The organism is Paenibacillus chitinolyticus NBRC 15660 (assembly GCF_000739915.1).
GTDB classification, from domain to species: Bacteria; Bacillota; Bacilli; order Paenibacillales; family NBRC-103111; genus Paenibacillus_F; species Paenibacillus_F chitinolyticus.
Window position 1 is genome coordinate 82,262 of sequence record NZ_BBJT01000014.1, and the last position, 20,565, is coordinate 102,826.

A 20,565-nucleotide genomic window follows, 5' to 3' on the forward strand; every position below is an offset into this window, starting at 1 on the left:
TTTATTGCAGCTCAGCCTGCAGACGGTTGGCCTCCGCCAAGATTTTTTCTTCGTCGATCGTCAGGCAGCTTCCGTCGCGGACAACGGCTGCTCCGCCGACATACACATCGCATACGTCACGTCCGCTGGCGGCGTAGAGCAAATGCGAAAACGCCTGTTCCAGCGGCTGAAGATGAGGCTTGTCGGATGGATCGATCGTGATGAAATCCGCCTTCTTCCCCGCCTCCAGCGAGCCCGTATGGCCCATGCCGATAACTTCGGCTCCGACACGTGTAGCCAGAGCCAGCACCGTTTCGGCGGGAAGCTTGCTCGCGTCTTTGTAGATCCCTTTCTGCAGCAGGGCCGCGGTCCTCATCTCCTCGAACATATCGAGGTTGTTGTTGGATGCGGTGCTGTCCGTGGCGATGCCGACCTTGACTCCCGCTTCCAGAAGCGCGGCAACGTCCGCCACTCCCGATCCCAGCTTCAAGTTGCTGATGGGATTATGAGCCACGCGCACATCATACTGATGAAGAATCGCACGCTCTTCCTCGTTAAGCACGACACCGTGGGCCATCACCGTCGGCTGATCCAACACGCCGAGTCGACGGAGGTGCTCCACGGGACGCACGCCGTAGCGGCTCTCGATGTCGCGGATCTCCAGATCCGTCTCCGATACGTGGATATGCACCATCAGACCGTTCTCGGCCGCGACCCGTGCGCTTTCCTCCAGCGCCGCGGGTGTGCAGGCATACGGGCTGTGGGGCGCAACCATCGTCGTCAGACGTCCGTCCGCGAACGTGCGGAACTGTTTCGCGAACCGTTCCGCGCTAGCGATGTTGTCCCGCTGCTGCCGCTCCGTGCCCAAGCTGAAAATCGTATGCGAGAACGCGCCGCGGATTCCCGTATCGGCAATTTCCTGCATGATGCCGCCCAGGTCGATTCCGTTCGGATTAAACATATCCGAGAAAGTCGTCGTGCCCGACTTCAACATCTCCAGAATGCCGAGCCGGGTGCTGACGGACGCGATCTCCGGCGTAAACCTGGCTTCCATCGGCCAAATCTTCGTCTCCAGCCACGGCTTCAGCAGCATATCGTCGCCGATCCCCCGCAGGATGGTCATCACGATATGGGAGTGGACATTGACGAGGCCGGGCATAACCCATTTACCGCCGAGATCGACGACCCGGTCCGCCGCGGCCAGCCGCTGTACGGAATGATCGCCGATGTAACTGATCGCGTCGCCGCTGACGACCATCATTCCGCTTTTGTACTGCCGGCTGCTTTCATCCATCGTAAAAAAGTGACCGTTCACATAGGCTGTATTCAAAACCATCTCTCCAGACTTGTCTAAGTTGTAGAAAAAGGTAAGGCATGAAACCCGCTGTCAGGGGCTAGTATTTGTGAATCCGAAATACATTACACCTATTATAGGTATGACATGAACATATGTAAATATTAATTTGAAATTTATTTTAAGTCTGTCTATTTTATTTTATGCCATCCTTCTTGCCGATCGTTCCACTCGTTTATCCAGACGCAAAAAAGAACCCTGGACGGCAAGATCCAGGATTCCTTGAGGGTACCGGCCGGAACGGCCGGACTGCCGCTACAGGTCGCTGCGGCCGACGATGCCTTTGATCAACGCCACGAAGTTAGCGCGCACCATCTCGGTCGTCTCCATGACTTCCGCATGGGAAAGAGGCTGTTCCAGGATGCCCGCGGCCATGTTGGAAATGCAGGAGATGCCCAGCACTTCAAGCCCCGCATAGCTCGCGGCGATTGCCTCCGGCACGGTGGACATGCCTACCGCGTCTCCACCGAGCGCCCGCACCATGCGGATCTCGGCCGGCGTTTCGTACGAAGGGCCCGTGAGGCCCGCGTACACGCCTTCTTTCAGGCTCATGTTCAGCGAGCCGGCTGTTTCGCGCGCCGCTTCGCGCAGCCTTTTCGAGTAAGCCTCCGACATATCGGGAAAACGCGGACCGAGCTCCGCGTCATTAGGTCCGATCAGCGGATTGGACGCCATCAGGTTGATGTGATCGGAGATCAGCATCAGATCCCCCGGCTCCAAGCTTACGTCGACCCCGCCCGCGGCATTCGTCAGAAGAAGCGTCTTCACCCCGAGCCGCTTCATGACGAAAACGGGAAAGACGACCTTATTCATGGCGTATCCTTCGTAATAGTGAAAGCGTCCCTGCATGGCGACAACCGGTTTGCCTTGCAGCATTCCGCATACGAGCCGGCCGGCATGTCCCTCAACCGTCGATACCGGGAAGCCGGGAATCTCGTGATAAGGAATCACGACCGGATTCTCGATTTCATCGGCGAGAACGCCGAGGCCCGAACCGAGAATAAGGCCGACCTGCGGCGTATAGGACAGCTTGTCCTTAATATAGGCGGCCGCCTGCGATACGTGGTTAGTCTGTGTTGTCTGTGTCATTTCGTGAAGTCCCCCTGGTTTGGTGCGGTACAAGACAGCCCGGCCGGGGCGCGCCGCGTATTGTGCCGGCCCGCCGTCAGGCTGTTGCCGTCTGCCCCCCGTCATGTTTGGCGATGAGCGCTTTGGCCGTCATCTGGTCGGTGATGAGCGTATTCGCATAGCCGCCGCGAAGAGCGCCGTAAATGGCGTTTACCTTTCTCATTCCGCCGGCTACGAGAATCGCCTGTTCTTTCTCCTTTAAATCTTCCAGTTCGATTCCGATGGTGCGGTCGTTCAGGCTGGTATGGCAGATCTGTCCTTTATCGTCGAAATAACGGGAACAAATGTCGCCCACGGCTCTGCTCTGAATGACTTCCAAATCTTCCTCGGTCATGTAATTGGACTGGATCAGCACCGATTCGGCATCCGGCAGCCCAACCGTAAAGATCGCGATATTGGCCAGCTTTCCGAGATCCAGTACGCGGCGGATATGCCGGTCGGACTGAATCGCCTGCTTGACCAGACTATGATCGACGATAGCCGGGAGATAGAGGAAATACGGCGTAACATGAAACGCCCGGCTGAACAGATAGATGATTTCGGACGGGGAGATCGTGATGTCCGCATGGCTTACGCCCCCGTTCAACTGCACGACGCGGGAATCCGTCAGCCCCTTCTGCTGGAGGTTCGCCGCCACCTGGTACATCGTGGTTCCCCACGAAGCCCCGATAATATCTTTGTCTTTTACCGTGGTCATCAAGTAGTGCGCAGCCGCTTCGCCGATAAATTTCTTGACGATTTCGTCGTCATAAGTCGGCACGAAGGCAACGACCGCTTTTTTCAAATGGAACTTCTCCCGTAAAGTACCCGCAAGAGCTTCGCAATCTTCCGAAGGGTCCGCGATGTGAATCTTCACGATTCCTTCTGTCTTGGCCTGCTGCAGCAGACGCGACACGGTCGGACGGGATAAGCCGAGCATTTGCGCAATCTGGTTCTGATTATAGTCGAGCTGGTAGTATAATTTGGCTACCTCGATAATCTTTCTGAGCTTTTCATCTTCCATCGGAGCTTTTCCCTGCCTCACATCATGAAATTATGTTCAATATAAAAGTGACATCATTTCATTTCCTGAGTATAAAACATCCTTTTATGAAAATCAATCCAATCCAAGGCGGAAATGAATGAAGATGAGCGTGAATTCAATAAGCACTTCTCTTCATTATACCATTTTTGAGAGCGTTTACGGCGGCGACCGTTCACAAATTGACAAACTATGTTCGCTATCCCTCTATATGTTGCCCCAAAATGCCATGATGAAGGATAAGAAAGTGTTCGATTCCGGCTTCACGCTTTACGATGTCGTAGAAAAAGCCTTGATCAAGCTGGGAACCGTTAATCCGAAGGTCGAAGGACGTATCGTCGAAGTAAAATAAGAGCGGCACGCTTCCCGTACCGGTTAGCGGTTTGCTCAAAAAAACGAAAAGACCCGCAGAATATCCCGTCTGCGGGCCTTTCTTTTTTTACCGGTCAGATCCCTTTCGTATCCCTCAGTTCGATGATCGTCCCTTCAGGCGCCGTCAGCTTGCACAGCTTTCCGTTTTCTACCGTATAAATTTCCTCACCGTTTTTGAGCCTGAACTCAGTTCCCGATTCCTTTAAGCGGCGGACCTCTTCTTCAAGATCCTCCACCCATAAACAAAAATGAACGATTCCACGCGAACTCGTATTCACCGGCTGAAGCTCTTCACCGGCTTTGCCGGTTTGCAGCTCGATATAGAACTCGCCGAGCCGCAGCCAGGAATTATAAGCCCGTGTATGAAAACCGGGCGTTTCCTGCACAACCTCGAAGCCGAGCGCATCCCGGTAAAAAACCAGCGATTGTTCATAACAATCCGTTTGAATGCAGATGTGGTGGATAACTTTTGCGGACATAACGCAATTCTCCTTTGCGGCCTGCTTATGAAATGTGTGTATGTGTACAGGCTGTGCACAAACTCGATGATAATCCATCTTCAGGAGAGCCGCAATGTTTATCCCCGGTAAAAGAAACAAACCGCCGGTCTGTAAGCCGCAAGCGACAGCTTGTTTTGCACCATCTTCTACACCTTTACCGCCTCGGCCGCATACACTTTCACATCGAGCGGAGCGGCAAGAAATTCGCCGGCTTTGCCGGTGAAAGCCGTAAAATGAGCGCTGGAATTGTGGCTGGTCACAGCCTGCTGATCTTTCCAGACTTCCACCATCGTGTAGGCATGCTCCTTCTCCGCATGTTTGTACAGATCATACGAAACGTTGCCGCTCTCGCCTCTCGAAGCTTCCACGAGCGGAAGAATCTCTTTCAGAAACGCATCGTCTTTGCCCGGCTGCAGCCGCATGGCCGCGTGAATAATAATCATGACATGTTAGCCTCCTTTTATAGTAGACAGCCTCTTCCCGCAGGGGGATCTCTTGTATGTTTTCCCAACATTAGCCTCATTAATTACTTCGATAATAAAATGTTGACCTATAAATAATATAAAAGAAAAAAGACCGGAAAGCAAAAAAAGCCCCGGCCCGGGCCGAAACTTTTTCAACTTTTACCGTCAAAACTTAACCCAATCCCTTTCCGTCTTTTCCCGACAAGAAATCTTGGACCCGGCGTCCTAACGTTTCCCGCTCTTTATAGGTGTTGTACAATCGTCCGTCTACAACCGCAGCGTTTCCGAAGAAAAAGCGCTCGTAAACCGCCTGCCTGCCGCCGAACGCACTGACGCTAAGCTCCCACGCAAGCCGGGATAATTTCACGTTTTCTTCGGCGCTCAGATCAATCCCCTTCAAGTAAAGGTTCAACTGCCCGCCGATCTCGGTGCCGAAATCCGCTTCGTCCGGAATCATGATCAGCCCGCTGGCTCCGATCAACTGGATGATTTCCAAAAACCGCGGATACACTTTCGGAAAATAGGAGTTGGCCGCAAGAAGCGGCTTCGGGTCGGGCAGCATACTTCCCCATTTGTCCCGGGACGCCCCTTTTTCCGCCGCAATCTGGAACGCCTTGAGCGTCTCCAAAGCCACGATAACCTCCGTTACTTTCTCGGTTACATGGCCGTAGCTGTCGAGGCCTCCTACTTCGACCATTCTTTCGAGAGTACCCAGAATGAATTCCGTTTTGGCGATGTTTTTGCACATGATCTGCATACCTGCGTGGGTATGGAACCGGCTTTCGTCCACAAGCTGCCAGGCCATCCTTTCGTTCCCGCATATAAATACACGGTCCCACGGCACGAGCGCATCTTCGAAAAGGACCAGCGTATCCATTTCCTCAAATCGGGAGCTCAAAGGGTAGTTGTAGGCCGATTCGCCCCCGACGAAGCTCTCCCTGCATATGAAGCTCACGCCGGCCAGATTGCTCGGCACCGCAAAAGCGAATGCGTACGGACTGTCCTCGCCGCCCCCGTACGGAAAAGGGGCCGGAAAAACGAGGATTTCATCCGACGTCGCCCCTTGCGTATCCAGCAAGAACGCGCCCCGGACCACGATCCCGTCTTTATTCTTCTCGACCACCCGGGCGGCGGCGTCTTCCTCGAAGGTCCGCAGAAAAGCGGGCATTCTCGCCGCTTTCGGCTGAATGAATACGTGTGAGAGCGTCACGTCGTTTTCCCGGCAGTATTCGTAATACCGCCTCAAGTTATCCGCGTATTCGGGAGTTTCCTTCTCGATCAGACCCGCCGCTGCGGCGAAAGCCATTATGGCCGTGTTCATATAATCGGGAGCACGCCCCAGGAAACCGTGATGGGCCGATGCCCACGCCTGCATCATCTGCCTGCGCAGCGCAAGATCTTTCTTCGTCTTCGGCTGCAGGAAGGACAATCCGACCGGGTCCCCTGTCGAAGGTGAAGCATACGTCATTTTCGCTTGCCATTCCTCCGCCTGCTGCATATCATACATGGAGGCTTGAGTCGCCATTAATCCCTTGAAAGCTTGATGCTCCGAAATCAATCCCCGCACCCGTTCTCCCGCAATCCAGACGTCGGGAAGATGCCGGTTAATCCGTTCTATATAGTCGCTGCCGTTTTTAACGGGCATTAGAATCGCCTCCTCGCTCTATGGTTACTGTATTCGGGCGAAGGCGGGTTGGTATAAACGGACACCTAATAGGCGGGTAATCGGCGCGATTTCCCATCCTCAGACGAACCTGGGGGACAAACCTTATTCCTCTAGACGAAAAAGGCTCCCGGTTCCTCACGGAACCGAAAGCCTTTCCCGATACGGCTTCAAAGAAGCCCGGTCTCCGCCGCCTTTTCCACGGCTTCTTCCCGGTTGCGCACGCCAAGCTTGGCGTACACCGTGGACGCATAGTTCCGGACCGTTCCGTCCGACAAGTACAGCTTGGAAGCGATGGACTTGTAGCGGAGCCCTTTGGACAGCATCCGCAAAATCTCGATTTCGCGCGGAGTCAGCTCGTAGCCCTCTCCGGCAGGGGCCGCCGTCTCCGGCCGTCCGGCCGTTTCCGCCGGCCCGGAAGTACCGGTGGCGCCACCCCGCCCCGAAGCTTTGGCCGCTTCCCCCAGCTCGCCGAACAGCTTCGTCGAGAGATCCTGCGCGATCATCGTGCCGCCCTGATGCACGAGACGAATCGTCTCGGCCAGCTCCTTCGGCTCGATCGATTTGAGCAGATAGCCGTCCGCGCCGCTGCGCAGCACTTCCAGCGCTTTGTCCGGCGCCTGGAAAGTCGTCAGGATGACGACCCGGACATGCGGCCATTTCTGCTTGATCGTCCGTGTAGCCGCAGTGCCGTCCATGTTCGGCATATCCAGATCCATCAGCACCAGATCGGGCTCCAGCTCCGCACAGAGCTCCACCGCCTGCTCGCCGTCTCCGGCAAGTCCCGCAACGGTCATATCCTTCTGTCCCTGCAGCAGGGTCCGGAGGCTTTCGCGGATGAACGCCTGATCGTCGGCGATCAGCAGGCGGATCACTTCGCCTCCCGGCTCCGCCTGGCGCGGCAGGGTGCACGTCACGGTCGTTCCCACGCCCTTCTCCGAATAGACGGAGACCTGCCCCTGCAGGCTTGCGGCCCGCTCCTTCATCGCCTTCAGGCCGAAGCCCTCCGACAGAGACTCGCTGCCCTCGCCGTTATCCCGCACTTCCAGCCGGGTCTGCCGGGGCTCGAACTGCAGCGTCGCTTGAATCTCCGCTGCCCTGCCGTGCCGCACCGCATTCGTGAGCGCTTCCTGCAGACAGCGGTAGAAGGTCATCTTCGCCTGCTGCGGCAGGGCAGTTTCCTCCCCGAGCACCCGCAGGCTTACGGTCACCCCCGCACTGGCCTCGAATTCGCGTGCCAGTTGCTCCAGCGCCTGCCGGAGAGAGGACATCTCCTCCGAGGCGCCCATTCCGTGCAGGAAGTCCCGCACTTCTCCCATGCTTTTGCGCGTTACGGCCAGGAGGGCCTCCAGCTTATGCTCACCCTCCTCCGTCGAGATATCCGGGCGCAGCGTTTCCAATCCCATTATGAGCGAAGTGTACGAATGCCCCATCGTGTCGTGCAAATCCTTGGCGAGCCGGTTCCGTTCTTCAAGCAGGGTGACTCGCTCCACTTGGGACATGTACTGCTCCAGAACGCTGTTCTGGCTGCGGATAATTTCATTTTGCCGGTAATTCACCATCAACAAATTGAAGGCGTATCCGATCGCATAAGCCAGCCCGATTTGAGACATCATTTCCCAAAACGGCTTCGCTGGTTCGGATAATTGAACCATCACTAGAGGCACCACCAGAACGGCCGCCGGACCCGTCCAGCGGTACGTTTTCTCCACATTGTTGGCTGCGATCAGGGCGGCGGGCACAAGAAAGGTTAAATAAGCTTCGGGAAATAACGAAGTTAAATAAACACTGACTCCTCCGGATAAAATCAGCTCGGGAACGGCATAAGCCTTCGTGTTCACCTGCAGCAAGATCCATGGAATCGAGAAAGCGGAGATTTCCCAGCACAAAACCAGCCACAGGGGAAGGTTTAAATCATTTTGAAATTGCACGGTCGTAATTATGGTGGAGAAAGTGACCAAGATACGGATGATAAAGAGAGTCCATTCGTACCAGAACCACTGCTTGACCGCATCGAACATGTCCATCACCTCTTTGTCTGGCTGCCTGGCTTGCCGCCCGTTCGTACTTGTCCTTACTATGCCACGGCAAGCTGCGGCTGTCTACGTGTGAAGCCGTTCGAACATCTGCCGAATGTAGCGCCCGACCAACAACGCCGAGCTCCGTCCGAGTTTTGCCCCTGCATAAGCGAGCAGAACGCCCCCGGCCATCACGAAGAGAGATTTCACAAACGTGTCCACCCGAATCCCCGCAAAGTAGATATCCAGGTAGGGAACCGCAAGCGGAACCAGAATGAAGATAACAGGCGCGATGTAGCACAGCACGGCTAAAAGGAGGGCAAGCAGGCCAAGCGGGAATTTCAGCATCAGCCAGCCGATGATCGTCCAGTTCCGGCGGTCCGTAAGCTCTTCTTTCGCCTGCTGCCACAGGGAACCTTCCTTTATTGCCGGCTCCCCGTAAGGCTCGATGGAAAGATCCGTATAGATTTTGGTTTGAATTCTTTCATATCGGGCAAACGTGCGCGTGCTGCGCATAACGTAGGTAATCATCGGCAGCCCGATTAAGGTAAAAGCCATGCTTAAGCTGAATACCAGGCTGACTAAATAGAAGCAAAAGTAAAACACGCCCGTAGCAAAAGTAAGCAGTAAGAAGTAAAACGTCTGCAAACTTTGCACCATCTCTTTTTTCATGGAATCTCGATCCTCTCTTGTTCGTTCTCTTGATTTCGTTGTGCACTGTGCCTCTCTGGTTGCTTGTATCCTAAACCGCCTGCTGTCAGGTGCGCCAGTGAGCAAATGTCATATGACATTCCAGGCACGACAAATACCGGCCCATGACGGAAGTCCACTGGCCGGCGTGACGTGAGGTCTGCGATGCTGCGGATAACACGGAAGGAGACACCGTTTGTAAGCGGCACTCCTTGCCTGAACCCAAGCACACAACGATCACACAAAGAACGATGCGCAAGAAGGAAAATGAACCTTTTAAAAAAAACATACGCCACGCAAGTCTTGCCCGACTCGTCTCGTCCCGTCTAGTCTGTCTTTACGGCTTATACACCGAACACGCCGACTACCCGGACATCACGACTTACTTAGGCCCTGAAGTGTACGAGGAATTCATGGAGCACTATTCCCCCTGCCGAGAAAGAGCCCGAGAAGCCGCTGTTCTGCTGGATAAAACGTTCGGCTGCCATACGCTGCCGCTTAAGGTGCAGTAAACCCTCGGCTGGAACCGACGTCCAGCCCGCCGAACCAAACCGAGGCCGAGACGGACGAGCCGGGAGGAGCATGGAGCCGCTTTTTCTTGAAAAAGCCGCCCTGCTCCTCTTTTTGCGCCCATTCCGGCGGAACCAGCAGCTCAACGCCTCCGAAAGCGCAGCGGACCCCGACTCGCTCGGTTCCCAGCAGGCGGGACCAGCGCAAGGTGGAGCTGCCCAGCCCGATCCGGATGTCCGCCTCGCCCGGCAGGCCGGCCAGAGACACGTCGCCGCAGCGAAGCCGGACTCGGACGCGGTCCGATCCGGTGTAACCGGAAACCTCGCCGGAGAAACCTTTCACGCTGAGCGGACCGTATCCGCCGTTAAGGCTGACCACTCCCGCGAGAAAAGTCAGATCCACGGCGGTGTCTTCCGGCAGATGGATGTCGATGCGCAGCCGTTCTTTCTGGCCGTGTCTCAAGTACGCGGGAAGATTGCGCCCTTTAAGGACAAGGCGGTCTCCCTCCCTTGCCGTGTATGCGGGAAACAGGTGGTACTCTCCCGACAGCTTCACATACGCTTCTTCTCCGGCGTCGAAGTGCAGGTGGAGGTTCCCGAGAACAGGCATATCCAACTCCAAAAACTTTAATCCGGCGGACGGTACCGCTTTAAAGTCCGTCCCGCTCCTATCGGTCCTGATCATACCGTCACTTCCTTCCGGTTGCGATGGATAGCCGGTTATATCCGGCAAACGGAGTCCCCGGCCTTACCGGACTACCGTTTAAATGTCCGTCGTCCAATCTTCCGCCGTCTCCTGCCGTCCTTTGATCTCTCCGGCTCCCCCGTTCATTTTCTTTATCTGCCGCTACCCTCATCATACGACTGCTCTCCTCCGTAATCACCGGACGCGGGTTGGAATTTGCTCTCATTCTCCGGCAGGAATTAACTTCCATAAAGAACAAAACCTCCATTTCGCTTCAAGCGAAATGGAGGTTTTTGCGCCAGACGCCGATTTGCTTGTCCAAAATCAACGGCGGTCGGCCGTACCCTTTACAGCCTTTACAACCTTGCAACCTTGCAGCCTTGCAGCCTTGCTTGCAGCCGAACGGCCAGGACAGGAAACAGCCTACCCGTGCAAACTAGCGGGTTACTTTAACCACCATTTTCTCGCTGGAGGTAACACCCGAGGCATTTACAAGCTCCGCACGGTACTCATACGTTCCGGGAGCCCGTCCCGTTAGGCTGGTTACTGCGCTCTGAGCGCCCGGAGTCGATTCTTTCAGCGCTTTCGTTTCGATCAGCTGACCGTTTTCATACAGCCGGTATTCGGAAGCGTTGGTGCCCCACCACATGTTCATCGTCACCTTGTAGGTGCCGTCGCCGTCCCAGTTGTCCTGGGAAAGAACCGGCTTGCCCGGTGCGGCTTCCGTCACGTTCACGACGAGCGGCGAACTTACAGTCGTTCCGTAAACGTTGATCAGCTCGGCCGTATACGTGTACGTTCCGTTCGCCTTGCCTTTAATGTCCGTTTTGACCGTCTGTGCTACCGGTGAAGCGTCCTTCAGCGTCTGCGTGCTAATCAGCACGCCGTTCTCGTACAGCTTGTACACGGAGCCGTTGGCGCCCCACCACATGTTCATCGTCACGGTAAAGCTGCCGCCTTTGAGGCCGTCATAGCCATTGTTCGAGGACAGCACCGGCTTGCCCGGAACGCCCGTTGCCAAAGGCTTGGCGGACGTAACGGTGACCGCGTCCGACACGACGGTGACGCCGTTCAGCGTTACCGAAGCCGTCAGATCCGCGGTTCCTTCGCCGACAGCCGTAAGCCTTCCCTGCGCGTTTACCTTAACCGCCGCTTCATTGCTGCTGCGGTAAACGACTTCCGCCACGGTTAAATCGGCTGCGGTGCCGTTGTTCCATGTGCCGCTCACACGAAGATCGGTCGTTTCACCGGGCTTCAGAACGGTTTTGCCGGAAGTGAGCTCTACCTTGCTAAGCGTCAGGCTCGCCTTTACGTTGAAGCTGAGCGCATCCTCCGCCGTATTGCCGGCAAGGTCTGTGACACGGTACTGCACGGTATGCGGGCCGACAGCCAGTTCGCCTGCTTTCAACGTCACGCCGGCGGCAATTTCCTTCCCGTCCAGAAGCAGCTTCCGGTCCGCAATTCCCGATCCCGCATCCGTACTCAGCAGATTGAAGGTTAAGGAATCTTTGTCCGTCACATCGGAGACAGCTTGTCCGTTCAGCGTCAGAGACGCGGCCGGAGCCGTTTTATCCAGCTTGATGCGGAGGGTTTTAGCTTCCTCCTTATTGCCCGCAGCGTCCGTGGAATAATAACGGACGATGTTCGTCCCCTCGGTTTCGACGGTGAACGGCTCCGAATAGCCTTTCGCCTCTCCGCCGTTGATATCGTACTGCGTCAGAACGGCAGCCCCTTCGTTATCGCGGGCCGTTAAGGTGACGGTAACGTTCTTGTTAAACCAGCCCTCCGCGTTGGCCGTTTCCGAAAGAGCGGCTTCCGTTACGGGAGCCGCCGTATCCGCCTGTGCCGTGAAATCGGACAGTCCTCTCGGCTTCAACTGGAACGCACCTTTGAAAATCGCCGCCACACCGCGGATGTCAACGGTTTGCCCTTCTTTATACGGGAAAGAAGCCAGCGTAAGCCCCGTGCGCGCGTCTACGCGGATGTGGTTCACCACGTCGCCTTTGACGGCGTCGAACTCAAAGGAACCTTCCGGCACCGCACTTTTGACAGCGCTGATTGTCACTCCGCTCAGCTCGATGAGCTGTCCCTGGTTGCCTGCTGTCACGGCATCGGCCTTCACAGGCGTAGGAACGGCCGAAGTGCCCGTTTTGGCGACTTCGACCGGATCGGTTAATTCCAGTTCCGAATTGTAGACGGCCGTAGAGGCCGTCACCTTCACTACATCCCCGGCGTGAAATCCGCCGAGGTTCTGGTACACATAAATACCGCCGGTAGCGTCCTGCAGGTAGAAGGACTGGCCGCCGAAGATGCCCGGCTCTGTCGTAACGACGCCTTCCAGCGTCACCAGAGCTCCTTCGCCTTTGCCGCGCGCTTCGGCAACAGTGATCTTCGCCGGAATCGGGCCCTGCTCATCCGGCAGCGGCTCGGCCGGCACGTTCGCGATCGACACGGCTTCCGTCTTCAGGTTGTTGCTGTTCTGACGCAGCCGGAGGTTCGCCGCTCCGGTCGTACCCGGCTTGATGCGTACGGTCAAATCCTTGTAAGCATGGCCCTTGCTGTCGGATGTGAGGCTGAAAGCCGCGCTGTATCCGTAAGAGGTCGGCCATGTGCCGTCCGCATTCTGCACCTGCGCCACCTGTGTGCCTCCCGTGGCCAAGTAAACGCCTGCACTGTAACCCGAAACGGTCGTGTTTGCAGGCAGGTTGTCGATGACGACGCGGATCTTGAATTCCGCCGCGTTCGGCAGAGTGGCCTGACGGACGAAGCTGTACGCCGGATTGGAAGGCACCGTCGTACCGCCGCCGCTGCCGTAGGAGCCGGACTTGAACGTGCCGCGGTCATACCACTTGTAGCCCGCGTTCGGCGCCGCCCAAGGCTCAGGTTGCGGCTCGGTTGAAGCCGCCGGGGCCTCGAAAGGCAGCAGAGCCGTCGGCTGGTCGAGCTGGAGGCCGCTTACCTGGGACAGGCTCGTGTAGCTTTCTTTCTTCGCCAGCCAGTTGATCGTATTGACGAGCAGCACCCCGTCATTCGCTTCTTTAAAGCCGTCATAGGTCTTCTTCGTCGCGCCCGTATCCTCGCGCAGATACTTCGGCGTGGCATCCTCGACCGGGGAGGAATCGCCGATGAAGGCCGCTTTCCCCGCGCCCTTCTTGGCTACGGCCACATAAGGTCCTTCCGCCACTCCGCCGCCGTTGTAGACGCCTTGATCGACCGCGTTAGCCCAAGCCGCTTTCGTCTGCGGCAGATACACGATGCCCTTCGCCTTGGCTGGATCGATGATAGCCAGCGTGGAGCCGGCGTGCATCGCCACCGAGGATACGCCCTTCGTGATGCCGAAGGCCTGTTCCGGAGCTACAATGTTGTTGGCGGTGATATCGCCGAGCGCATTATAGCGGAAACGGACGCCGAACTGCGAGCCGAGCCAGTCGGAACTGACTACACCCTGCATAGCCTCCGAGCCCGCTTCGTCCGCGCTCATGCCTTTCGCCGGATTGTCCCAAGCGCCGCGGCGGTAACCGTTAAATACTTCCGATCCGTCCCAGCGGTTCTTGTTGCGGTCCGCGTTGTAGTGGTCGCCGATGAAGAAGATGCTTCCGCCGCTTTCCACATAGGCCGTCATGGCCGCTTGCTCGCTTGCCTTGTATGGAATATTCGCTTCCGCGACTACAAAAACATCGTATCCGCTTAAATCAGCCAGCGTGATCGGAGTCGTCTTGCGGAGTTCCTTCACATAGTAGCCGTTATTCGCCAAAGCATTACCGAAATCGGAGAACCCGCCGTCGATGACCCAATCCGCGGCTCCCGCCGTCTGAGCGTGGGTGTTGTCGAAAAGCACCTTTTTGCCCGCGTTCTCATTGACGACTTTCGCTTCAATATAGGGTGCCGGATCGGCCGGCCCTTCCGCCTTCACCTGCCAACCATCGGTCAATACTTGCACGGAAAGCGCCGCGGATAGGGCGAGTGAAGCCTTGAAAACCTTCCACCCTGGCAATCTCTTCTTCATGAATTTCCTCCTTTATGCTGGAAGCTAGTTAAACTTTCGACCTCATTCTACCATGGATAAGTTAGGAGAAGTGGTATTTTTTTGTAAAGATAAAACGCTTTCGTTACACTTTCTTTCACGGGCCCATAGAGACTTTTACAGCCTTACAGCCCCCTGCTTCTCCGCAGAAAAACGGCCGTCAGCCCTGGGTTGGCGGCCGTACAAAGAAAAAATCCGGCGGGCGGTTCCCTTCCGCATCTGCATCTGCTTGCGGTACGCGCGGGAAGAAGTTACGCGGGCCCTCCGGCTTTAACAATCCCTGCCGCTCCTCCCGTTCCGGGCGTGTAGGTGGAAATGCCGGTGCCGAAGAAATAGTTGTTCATGCTGTTGCTGTCCCAATTGTTGTTCCCGTCGTTAAAAGCCGCTTCCAATTGGGTGGCCGCGCCGATATTGACCGTTATTTTGGCATAGCCGCTAATTTCGGAATCGGCCATTTTTACGCCCGGTACGGCTGTCCAGGTCCCTCCTGCGGGACGGTAATGGATGTAAGGGCTCGAGTAACCTTTCTTGTAGTACACGGTTGCGGTATTGTTCGTGCCGCCGGAACCCGTTCCCGCATGGCTGATGACATACTTCTTAAAGTTCGCCATCTCACCGGTTGCGGAACCGTCCGCATTCACGACGTTGGCGAGACGAAGAAGCGTAAAGCCGCTGAATCCGAAGCGGGTCAGCTTTTCCTCGATCTTCTGGAACGCGGCCGTTCCCGAAGCCGGAAGCGCATTTTCCCCGTTGAGACGGACGCCTTTGGCGCTCGCAATACCTGCGACGGTATCGACAAGTGTGGAAGGCAGGGAGTAATTCGGCGCGCTTCCGCTGTCGGACATCTCCAGGCAGGTGAACGTCAAATCCAAATTGCTGTCTTTGAACTTCTGCAGCAGACGGTTGTAATCGTAATACCCGGCAGCATGCTCCGCACTGTGCGGCATGGACGGATTCGTCATCTGCCAGTGGACGCCGGATACTTTGGCTCCGATCGGCACGCCGAACACGGAATCGAAATTTTTGTGTGCGGCGCTGCCGATTACACCCAGATGATTTTCCAGCACACTTTGGTACCAGGACAGAAAGTCTTTTCCGTAAGCGGTCTTGTAGCCTCCGTTCGTGTAGAAACCGTCTCCGTCATTGGGTGGACTGATCTGATCGACCGAAGTCAGGCTCAGGCCCCATGCGCTGTTGATTCCGCTGAGCGATCCGTATTTGGCCGTCATGGCCGTCCGGAACGCCTGCTTCGCGGTATCGGTGTATACCTGGAACTTGCCGCGGGACGGGTAGCTCCATCCGGCCGCCGGATAATACGAAGGATACCTCAGTTCTCCCGCCGGTCCCCCGCTCAGATAAATCTTCGGAATAATATCCTTATAGGAAGCGAAATTAGCCGCAAAGGAAGCGTAAAGCTCGCTGTATTGAGTGCCCAGCCCGCTCCAGAAAGGCGACACGGCTTCGTTGTTCATATAGCCGGTTTCGCTCTTGAACTGCATCTGATCCGCCGTCCCTTTGGCCCACAGCCAGTTCGGCAGCGGAATGTTGCAATCGTCCCCGACATTACCGCCGCATCTGTGCGTGGACAGAATCGGGACCCACTTCAGCCCCGCTTCCCGCACGGCGCCCGCATACGTCTTGTAATAACTCCAGTCGAATTGGTTATCGCCCGCGCTTTCTACCATTCCCCACCAGACATCGGTCGTGACGGCGTATACTCCGTTGTTTTTAAGCGTGCGAAGCTGGTTCTTGAAAGCGTTCCAGTCCGTAACCTTCGTCAGCGGCCCCATCACCGATGCTTGAAAATCACCGGCAACCGCAGCACCGGCCTTGACTGGTCCCCAGCCGAACATGGTCGTCAGTACCAGAATAAAACCGAGCAGCTGCAAGGCCGCTTTTTTCAAGCTTTTGTTCGTCAAACTCATCCCATACACCCTTCCTTTATCAAGCATTTTATCGAGAGCACAAGGGTCCCCGCGCCGCAGCCGGCTGCCTTTTCTCTCTCATTCCCTTGAATCCTTCGTCTTATGTAGTCCGGTTAAGCAGCGGCATTTCGTATGCGTTGCCTAAAAAAGCACAGTTAGGACGTGACATTTCCCTCCTTAATATGAAATCGCTTACAAATTGTATTATAAGGAATGGACAACCCGCTAAACGACCCCAAATATTGTCAAAAGGGTGGACTATCTTGTCTGTTATGAACTCTTCGGATCGCCGCGGCTGCTGCAAACCTTTTTAAAAATTAAGTAAACTACCAAACCTCCTTCATAAAACCTACACACAACAACGATCTCCCTCTGACAAATAATAGGTATGGTAAGAAATGTAAATGAAATTGATGACCGAGGAGGCTCTATGTTACGAAAAACGTTCCTCTCCGCAGCCCTGTCGTTGTCGCTCCTGGCGGCCGCCGTCATTCCTACCGCCGTCGGCGCCAAGCCCGAGAAAGAGAAGCCGCTTCTCGCTTTTCCCGTTATCAGCGATATTCACATCCAGTCATGGGACCCCCAATCGCATCAAAAGTTCAAAGCGGCTCTGAGCGATCTCCATACGCTGGGCCCGGACGCGGACGCGCTTGTCATCAACGGCGATCTCACGAACGGCATGCCGGCGGATTACGCTAAGCTGAGCGAGCTGATGGAGCAGAACCCTCATCCGCGCAAAGTGTTTTACACGATGGGCAACCACGAGTACTACAAAGCCTGGATCGACCGGAACGGCTCCTGGAATGCGGACGCTTTTCCGAACGACGAGACGGAGCAAGCGTCTATCGGACGGTTTCTTCAGCTCTCCGGCAAGAAAAAAGTTTACGGCGATCAGGTGGTAAACGGCTTCCGCTTCATCTTCCTGGGCTCGGAGCAGTATCGGCAGTCGGATCCGAGCAACTTGGAGGATGCCTGGCTTTCGGAGGAGCAGCTTGAATTCCTGAAAGCTTCCCTGCGAAAAGGAGCCTCGAGCGGCAAGCCCGTCTTCGTCTTCCTGCATCAGCCGCTTCCCGGCACCGTATCCGGCACGAGCTTCTGCTGCGTCAATAACCGGGCCATCGTTCAGCATGCGGAATTGCGAAACATCCTCTCGGCTTATCCCCAGGCGATCTTCTTCTCAGGCCATACCCACTGGGAGCTCAAACTGCCGGGCACCCTCGTCCAAGACAAATTTACGATGGTGAATTCGTCCTCCGTCATCCAGCCCTGGACCGACAACGGGAACGGCGGCGAAATGCTTACGGGACCGGATGAAAGCGAAGGCCTGTATGTCGAAGTATACAAGGACAAAGTCAGCATCAAAGGACGCGACTTTTACCGGCAGCGCTGGATTCCCGAAGCCCAGTTTACCCTTCCCCGCAGCATAGAAGATTAAAAGACAAAGCCGCGGATCTCCTGCCCGCGGCTCTATTCTGATAGCGGAGCTTTCCCTCTCCGGCCATTCCTTTGACCGGCATCCATCTCCCGGAAGCGAAAAGCACTCGACGCCTCCAACCAAAACCTGAAAAGCCTGCTGGAATGGTATACTGGGTATGACATTTCCAGCGCTTCAAGCGTACCGCAAAGGAGAAGGACATTTTGCAGCTGCTTTTTGAAGAAAACGGCCCCGGCCATGTGATCCGGGTTTACGACACGAACGAACTGTACGGCGAGAAAGGCCGCTTCCGCGTGCTCCAATTCGCTAATGATGCCATACAAGGAGCGCTTGATCTGAACAATCCCGGGCGCATCCTATTCGAATATCCAAGAGCAATTGTCCATCTCATGGAGACGAACCGGCCCGATTTCGAAAACGTGTTTATGATCGGTCACGGAATCGGGACTCTGGCAGGCCAATATCCGCAGAAACGGTTCACCATAGCGGAATACGATCCTAAAGTCGCGGAACTCAGCAGAACCTATTTCGGCTGCGACCACGAAAATATCCTCCTCGGCGACGGACGTGAGCTTCTGGATCAGGAACCGCCGGAGGCGTACGATTACGTGATCCTGGATGCCTTTACCGAGAAAGGAACCCCCCGGCACCTCATCTCCCGCCAATTCTTCGAGCTCAGCCGCAGCAAGCTGAACCCGGACGGTGCCATCCTCATGAATCTTTTCGGCAAAAGCATGCACGACAACCATATCAGCGCCATTCACACGACCCTTGGCGAGGTTTTTTCTTACAGGAAGGCTTTTTATCTGCCCTCGGAAGGCACCCGGGATACGCTGAACATCCTTCTGGTTGGCAGCAGCAGCCCCCTAACTTACCAGGCCCGCCACATGGCCGGCTTTGTTGAATTTGAACCGGAACGAGGCTATCTGATTACGGACCGTTTGTAACTACATTGTGACCATTCCGTGCGCGATTTGGTTTATGATGAGAGTAACAAGCCCGACAGAACGTTTTAAACCGGCACAGCCGGGTAAAGAATCTGTAAGGCATCCTAATCATTTTTCCGCAAAGGGGTTTGCACACATGAAAAAGATGGTCTTTTTCACTACTCTGATGATATCTATGCTGGCTTTCGTCACTTCCGCCAATGCAGTCGGTTCCGAATATACACCTGTTCCCCGCAGCGAGGACACCATAACCGTTATGATTTCTTCCCTTGAAAATAAAAACGGCTCTCTCTATCTGCAAGGAGACCAAATCGAGTGGTACGAAGGCGCAGAAGCCGATCAAAAGTTCCTTGAACATGAAACGGATATCGGCGATATGACACACGCCCCCGACGGCTACTATATCGTTAACGATCAAGAGAAGCTCGAAAGCTTCGAAATCGATCCGAACGCCCAGGTCCTCATGCAGCTTTACGATCATGATGGCACTTATGAAGGCGTGGACGTCAAGTGGAACGAAGAAGTGTCGCTCACCAAGTTCCTAGCCATTTATCAGAACAATAACCTGCTCGATGTGAGCACATTCCCGTTCCATTTAACGATCAAAGACCATAAGGTCGTGAAAATCGTTCAGCAGTACATTCCGTAACAGAAGCGCGTTCGAGTGGACACCTGCTATAAACTTGACTTTGCAAAAAAAGGACCCGATCAAGATCGGGTCCCAGCCTGTAGACAAGTTCCGTTTGGAGCGGGGTCTACAGGTTTTTTTGTGGAGCCAGCTTATCGGCTGATGTCCTGCCGGTTGCTTATCTTCCAACCACAGGGAGTTCGAATGAACTGCATCGTCTTCATGCTGATTCCCACTAATTTGAGATGTGGTTTTCTGTTTCGCCAAATACCAAAAGCTTAAGCTTTTCGGAATCATTGGTCAGCTGAATCAATCTCTCCAACTGAAACCCTAATTTCTCGAGGAGCCTTTCTGAGGCTTGATTCTCTTGAGCCGTGATTGCCACAATGCGGGTTAGTCCCAAAGTGTCTTTTCCATATGACATTACTGCGGAAGCTGCTTCATAGGCGTATCCTTTTGACCAATACTTGGGGAGAAAAGCAAACCCAATATCCACATCTTCCAAGGACTCTCTTTTTATCAGACCGCAAATTCCAATCGGGGCTTGATCCTCCTTTCGTTCCACCAAATAAAGGCAGAAACCGAATTGCTCATACATGCGAACAGGTCCATTCAAAATATAGGCTCTTGCGTCATCCAGCGTTCTCACACGGCGATCACCTATGAACCGCAACCAGGAAGGATCGTTCAAAAGCTCAAGAATAAACGCCGCATTGTCAGTTGTTTGCAGGCGAAGAATAAGCCGATCAGTTTCAAGAATTTTCAATGAAATTCACCGTCCTTTAGTGTTTTTCCCAATAAGATGAATTCATTTATAAGGTCTGCATTACCTTCCCTTTGCTTTATCACCACGAAGGATCATATATACACTGCAATCAATCCGACGGTTTTTCTTTTTTCATAACCTTCGCATCCGCCTTGTTCTGTATGATAAAAATTAAAATGATACAGACCTGTCTTCAACAATGTTATTAATATTTCCGTATTTTGTAAATTAGGTTTCGCTCGGGAAACCGGAAGTGTTCCAGGTCACTGGCAAGCCTGTTTAATGTGCCCGAAGATTTCCTATACCTGTTCTTCTTTTCCGATTTCATCACAGTTGGAGCACTTCAACAGATGAATGAAGTGTACAACTGGGCGAAAAACACTAAAAGCCTGCCGTTTTTCCTGTAGGGCCGTTTTCTTAGGTAACAAAAAACCCAATTTCTCAACATTAAATTAAG

General features: G+C 54.7%; 17 protein-coding genes. 5 read left to right on the forward strand and 12 right to left on the reverse strand.

The genetic code is table 11. From position 1 onward, the window contains the following. Position 1: 1 nt before the first annotated feature. The 3 genes from PCH01S_RS25180 to PCH01S_RS25190 all read right to left on the reverse strand — a co-directional run bounded on the left by PCH01S_RS25180 (position 2) and on the right by PCH01S_RS25190 (position 3,464). The gene (locus PCH01S_RS25180; RefSeq protein ID WP_174446852.1) at positions 2-1,315 is read right to left on the reverse strand and encodes an amidohydrolase family protein; all 1,314 of its coding nucleotides are present in this window, start codon (positions 1,313-1,315) and stop codon (positions 2-4) included. A 273-nt stretch (positions 1,316-1,588) separates the two neighbouring features. Further along, positions 1,589-2,422, reverse strand: a complete 834-nt coding sequence (locus PCH01S_RS25185; RefSeq protein ID WP_042234375.1) for a purine-nucleoside phosphorylase — start codon at positions 2,420-2,422, stop codon at positions 1,589-1,591. 76 nt (positions 2,423-2,498) lie between these two features. Further along, the gene (locus PCH01S_RS25190) at positions 2,499-3,464 is read right to left on the reverse strand and encodes a sugar-binding transcriptional regulator (RefSeq protein ID WP_042234378.1); all 966 of its coding nucleotides are present in this window, start codon (positions 3,462-3,464) and stop codon (positions 2,499-2,501) included. A gap of 124 nt (positions 3,465-3,588) precedes the next feature. Here PCH01S_RS25190 and PCH01S_RS30990 point away from each other — a divergent pair, with 124 nt between their 5' ends. Beyond that, positions 3,589-3,834 (forward strand): hypothetical protein, encoded by a 246-nt coding sequence (locus tag PCH01S_RS30990; protein WP_129112551.1) that lies wholly within the window; start codon positions 3,589-3,591, stop codon positions 3,832-3,834. A gap of 94 nt (positions 3,835-3,928) precedes the next feature. On the opposite strand, the gene PCH01S_RS25200 is transcribed toward PCH01S_RS30990, so the two are convergent. The 5 genes from PCH01S_RS25200 to PCH01S_RS25220 all read right to left on the reverse strand — a co-directional run bounded on the left by PCH01S_RS25200 (position 3,929) and on the right by PCH01S_RS25220 (position 9,171). After that, positions 3,929-4,333 carry a VOC family protein gene (locus tag PCH01S_RS25200; protein ID WP_042234381.1) on the reverse strand — a complete coding sequence of 135 codons (405 nt, stop codon included), beginning with the start codon at positions 4,331-4,333 and terminating at the stop codon, positions 3,929-3,931. Positions 4,334-4,500: 167 nt separating this feature from the next. After that, positions 4,501-4,797, reverse strand: coding sequence for a putative quinol monooxygenase (locus PCH01S_RS25205; RefSeq protein WP_042234383.1), 297 nt, complete (start codon positions 4,795-4,797; stop codon positions 4,501-4,503). A gap of 193 nt (positions 4,798-4,990) precedes the next feature. Continuing rightward, complete coding sequence (hpaB, locus tag PCH01S_RS25210; RefSeq protein ID WP_042234384.1) at positions 4,991-6,463, reverse strand: 4-hydroxyphenylacetate 3-monooxygenase, oxygenase component; 1,473 nt, start codon at positions 6,461-6,463, stop codon at positions 4,991-4,993. 188 nt (positions 6,464-6,651) lie between these two features. Next, positions 6,652-8,502, reverse strand: coding sequence for a helix-turn-helix transcriptional regulator (locus PCH01S_RS25215; RefSeq protein WP_042234386.1), 1,851 nt, complete (start codon positions 8,500-8,502; stop codon positions 6,652-6,654). 81 nt (positions 8,503-8,583) lie between these two features. Beyond that, the gene (locus tag PCH01S_RS25220; RefSeq protein ID WP_042234388.1) at positions 8,584-9,171 is read right to left on the reverse strand and encodes a sensor domain-containing protein; all 588 of its coding nucleotides are present in this window, start codon (positions 9,169-9,171) and stop codon (positions 8,584-8,586) included. 230 nt (positions 9,172-9,401) lie between these two features. Here PCH01S_RS25220 and PCH01S_RS25225 point away from each other — a divergent pair, with 230 nt between their 5' ends. Further along, entirely contained in the window at positions 9,402-9,701 is a 300-nt protein-coding gene (locus tag PCH01S_RS25225; RefSeq protein ID WP_042234391.1) for a protein kinase family protein, read from the forward strand. Here PCH01S_RS25225 and PCH01S_RS25230 read toward each other — a convergent pair. From PCH01S_RS25230 to PCH01S_RS25240, 3 genes are all read right to left on the reverse strand, one after another. Beyond that, positions 9,688-10,383, reverse strand: a complete 696-nt coding sequence (locus PCH01S_RS25230) for a hypothetical protein (RefSeq protein ID WP_042234393.1) — start codon at positions 10,381-10,383, stop codon at positions 9,688-9,690. The genes PCH01S_RS25225 and PCH01S_RS25230 overlap by 14 nt on opposite strands. Positions 10,384-10,819: 436 nt before the next feature. After that, the gene (locus PCH01S_RS25235; protein WP_042234395.1) at positions 10,820-14,389 is read right to left on the reverse strand and encodes an OmpL47-type beta-barrel domain-containing protein; all 3,570 of its coding nucleotides are present in this window, start codon (positions 14,387-14,389) and stop codon (positions 10,820-10,822) included. 269 nt (positions 14,390-14,658) lie between these two features. Then, positions 14,659-16,332, reverse strand: coding sequence for a family 14 glycosylhydrolase (locus PCH01S_RS25240; protein ID WP_042234397.1), 1,674 nt, complete (start codon positions 16,330-16,332; stop codon positions 14,659-14,661). A gap of 430 nt (positions 16,333-16,762) precedes the next feature. Between PCH01S_RS25240 and PCH01S_RS25245 the strand changes: the two genes are divergently transcribed. The 3 genes from PCH01S_RS25245 to PCH01S_RS25255 all read left to right on the forward strand — a co-directional run bounded on the left by PCH01S_RS25245 (position 16,763) and on the right by PCH01S_RS25255 (position 19,363). Then, positions 16,763-17,767 carry a metallophosphoesterase family protein gene (locus PCH01S_RS25245; protein WP_042234399.1) on the forward strand — a complete coding sequence of 335 codons (1,005 nt, stop codon included), beginning with the start codon at positions 16,763-16,765 and terminating at the stop codon, positions 17,765-17,767. 203 nt (positions 17,768-17,970) lie between these two features. Beyond that, positions 17,971-18,714, forward strand: coding sequence for a spermidine synthase (locus PCH01S_RS25250; RefSeq protein WP_042234402.1), 744 nt, complete (start codon positions 17,971-17,973; stop codon positions 18,712-18,714). A 136-nt stretch (positions 18,715-18,850) separates the two neighbouring features. Further along, positions 18,851-19,363, forward strand: a complete 513-nt coding sequence (locus PCH01S_RS25255) for a hypothetical protein (RefSeq protein WP_042234404.1) — start codon at positions 18,851-18,853, stop codon at positions 19,361-19,363. Positions 19,364-19,577: 214 nt separating this feature from the next. Here PCH01S_RS25255 and PCH01S_RS25260 read toward each other — a convergent pair whose 3' ends face one another. After that, a complete protein-coding gene (locus PCH01S_RS25260) occupies positions 19,578-20,108 on the reverse strand; it encodes a GNAT family N-acetyltransferase (RefSeq protein ID WP_042234406.1) in 531 nt (176 codons plus the stop codon). Positions 20,109-20,565: the final 457 nt, after the last annotated feature.

Bases quoted from the DNA above. Each gene is read 5' to 3' on its own strand.
- PCH01S_RS25190 (WP_042234378.1), bottom strand. From the start codon at position 3,464: ATGGAAGATGAAAAGCTCAGAAAGATTATCGAGGTAGCCAAATTATAC.
- PCH01S_RS25230 (WP_042234393.1), bottom strand. From the start codon at position 10,383: ATGATCAGGACCGATAGGAGCGGGACGGACTTTAAAGCGGTACCGTCC.
- PCH01S_RS25185 (WP_042234375.1), bottom strand. From the start codon at position 2,422: ATGACACAGACAACACAGACTAACCACGTATCGCAGGCGGCCGCCTAT.
- PCH01S_RS30990 (WP_129112551.1), top strand. From the start codon at position 3,589: ATGAGCGTGAATTCAATAAGCACTTCTCTTCATTATACCATTTTTGAG.
- PCH01S_RS25255 (WP_042234404.1), top strand. From the start codon at position 18,851: ATGAAAAAGATGGTCTTTTTCACTACTCTGATGATATCTATGCTGGCT.
- PCH01S_RS25200 (WP_042234381.1), bottom strand. From the start codon at position 4,333: ATGTCCGCAAAAGTTATCCACCACATCTGCATTCAAACGGATTGTTAT.
- PCH01S_RS25215 (WP_042234386.1), bottom strand. From the start codon at position 8,502: ATGTTCGATGCGGTCAAGCAGTGGTTCTGGTACGAATGGACTCTCTTT.
- PCH01S_RS25235 (WP_042234395.1), bottom strand. From the start codon at position 14,389: ATGAAGAAGAGATTGCCAGGGTGGAAGGTTTTCAAGGCTTCACTCGCC.
- PCH01S_RS25220 (WP_042234388.1), bottom strand. From the start codon at position 9,171: ATGAAAAAAGAGATGGTGCAAAGTTTGCAGACGTTTTACTTCTTACTG.
- PCH01S_RS25245 (WP_042234399.1), top strand. From the start codon at position 16,763: ATGTTACGAAAAACGTTCCTCTCCGCAGCCCTGTCGTTGTCGCTCCTG.
- PCH01S_RS25180 (WP_174446852.1), bottom strand. From the start codon at position 1,315: ATGGTTTTGAATACAGCCTATGTGAACGGTCACTTTTTTACGATGGAT.
- hpaB (WP_042234384.1), bottom strand. From the start codon at position 6,463: ATGCCCGTTAAAAACGGCAGCGACTATATAGAACGGATTAACCGGCAT.
- PCH01S_RS25205 (WP_042234383.1), bottom strand. From the start codon at position 4,797: ATGATTATTATTCACGCGGCCATGCGGCTGCAGCCGGGCAAAGACGAT.
- PCH01S_RS25240 (WP_042234397.1), bottom strand. From the start codon at position 16,332: ATGAGTTTGACGAACAAAAGCTTGAAAAAAGCGGCCTTGCAGCTGCTC.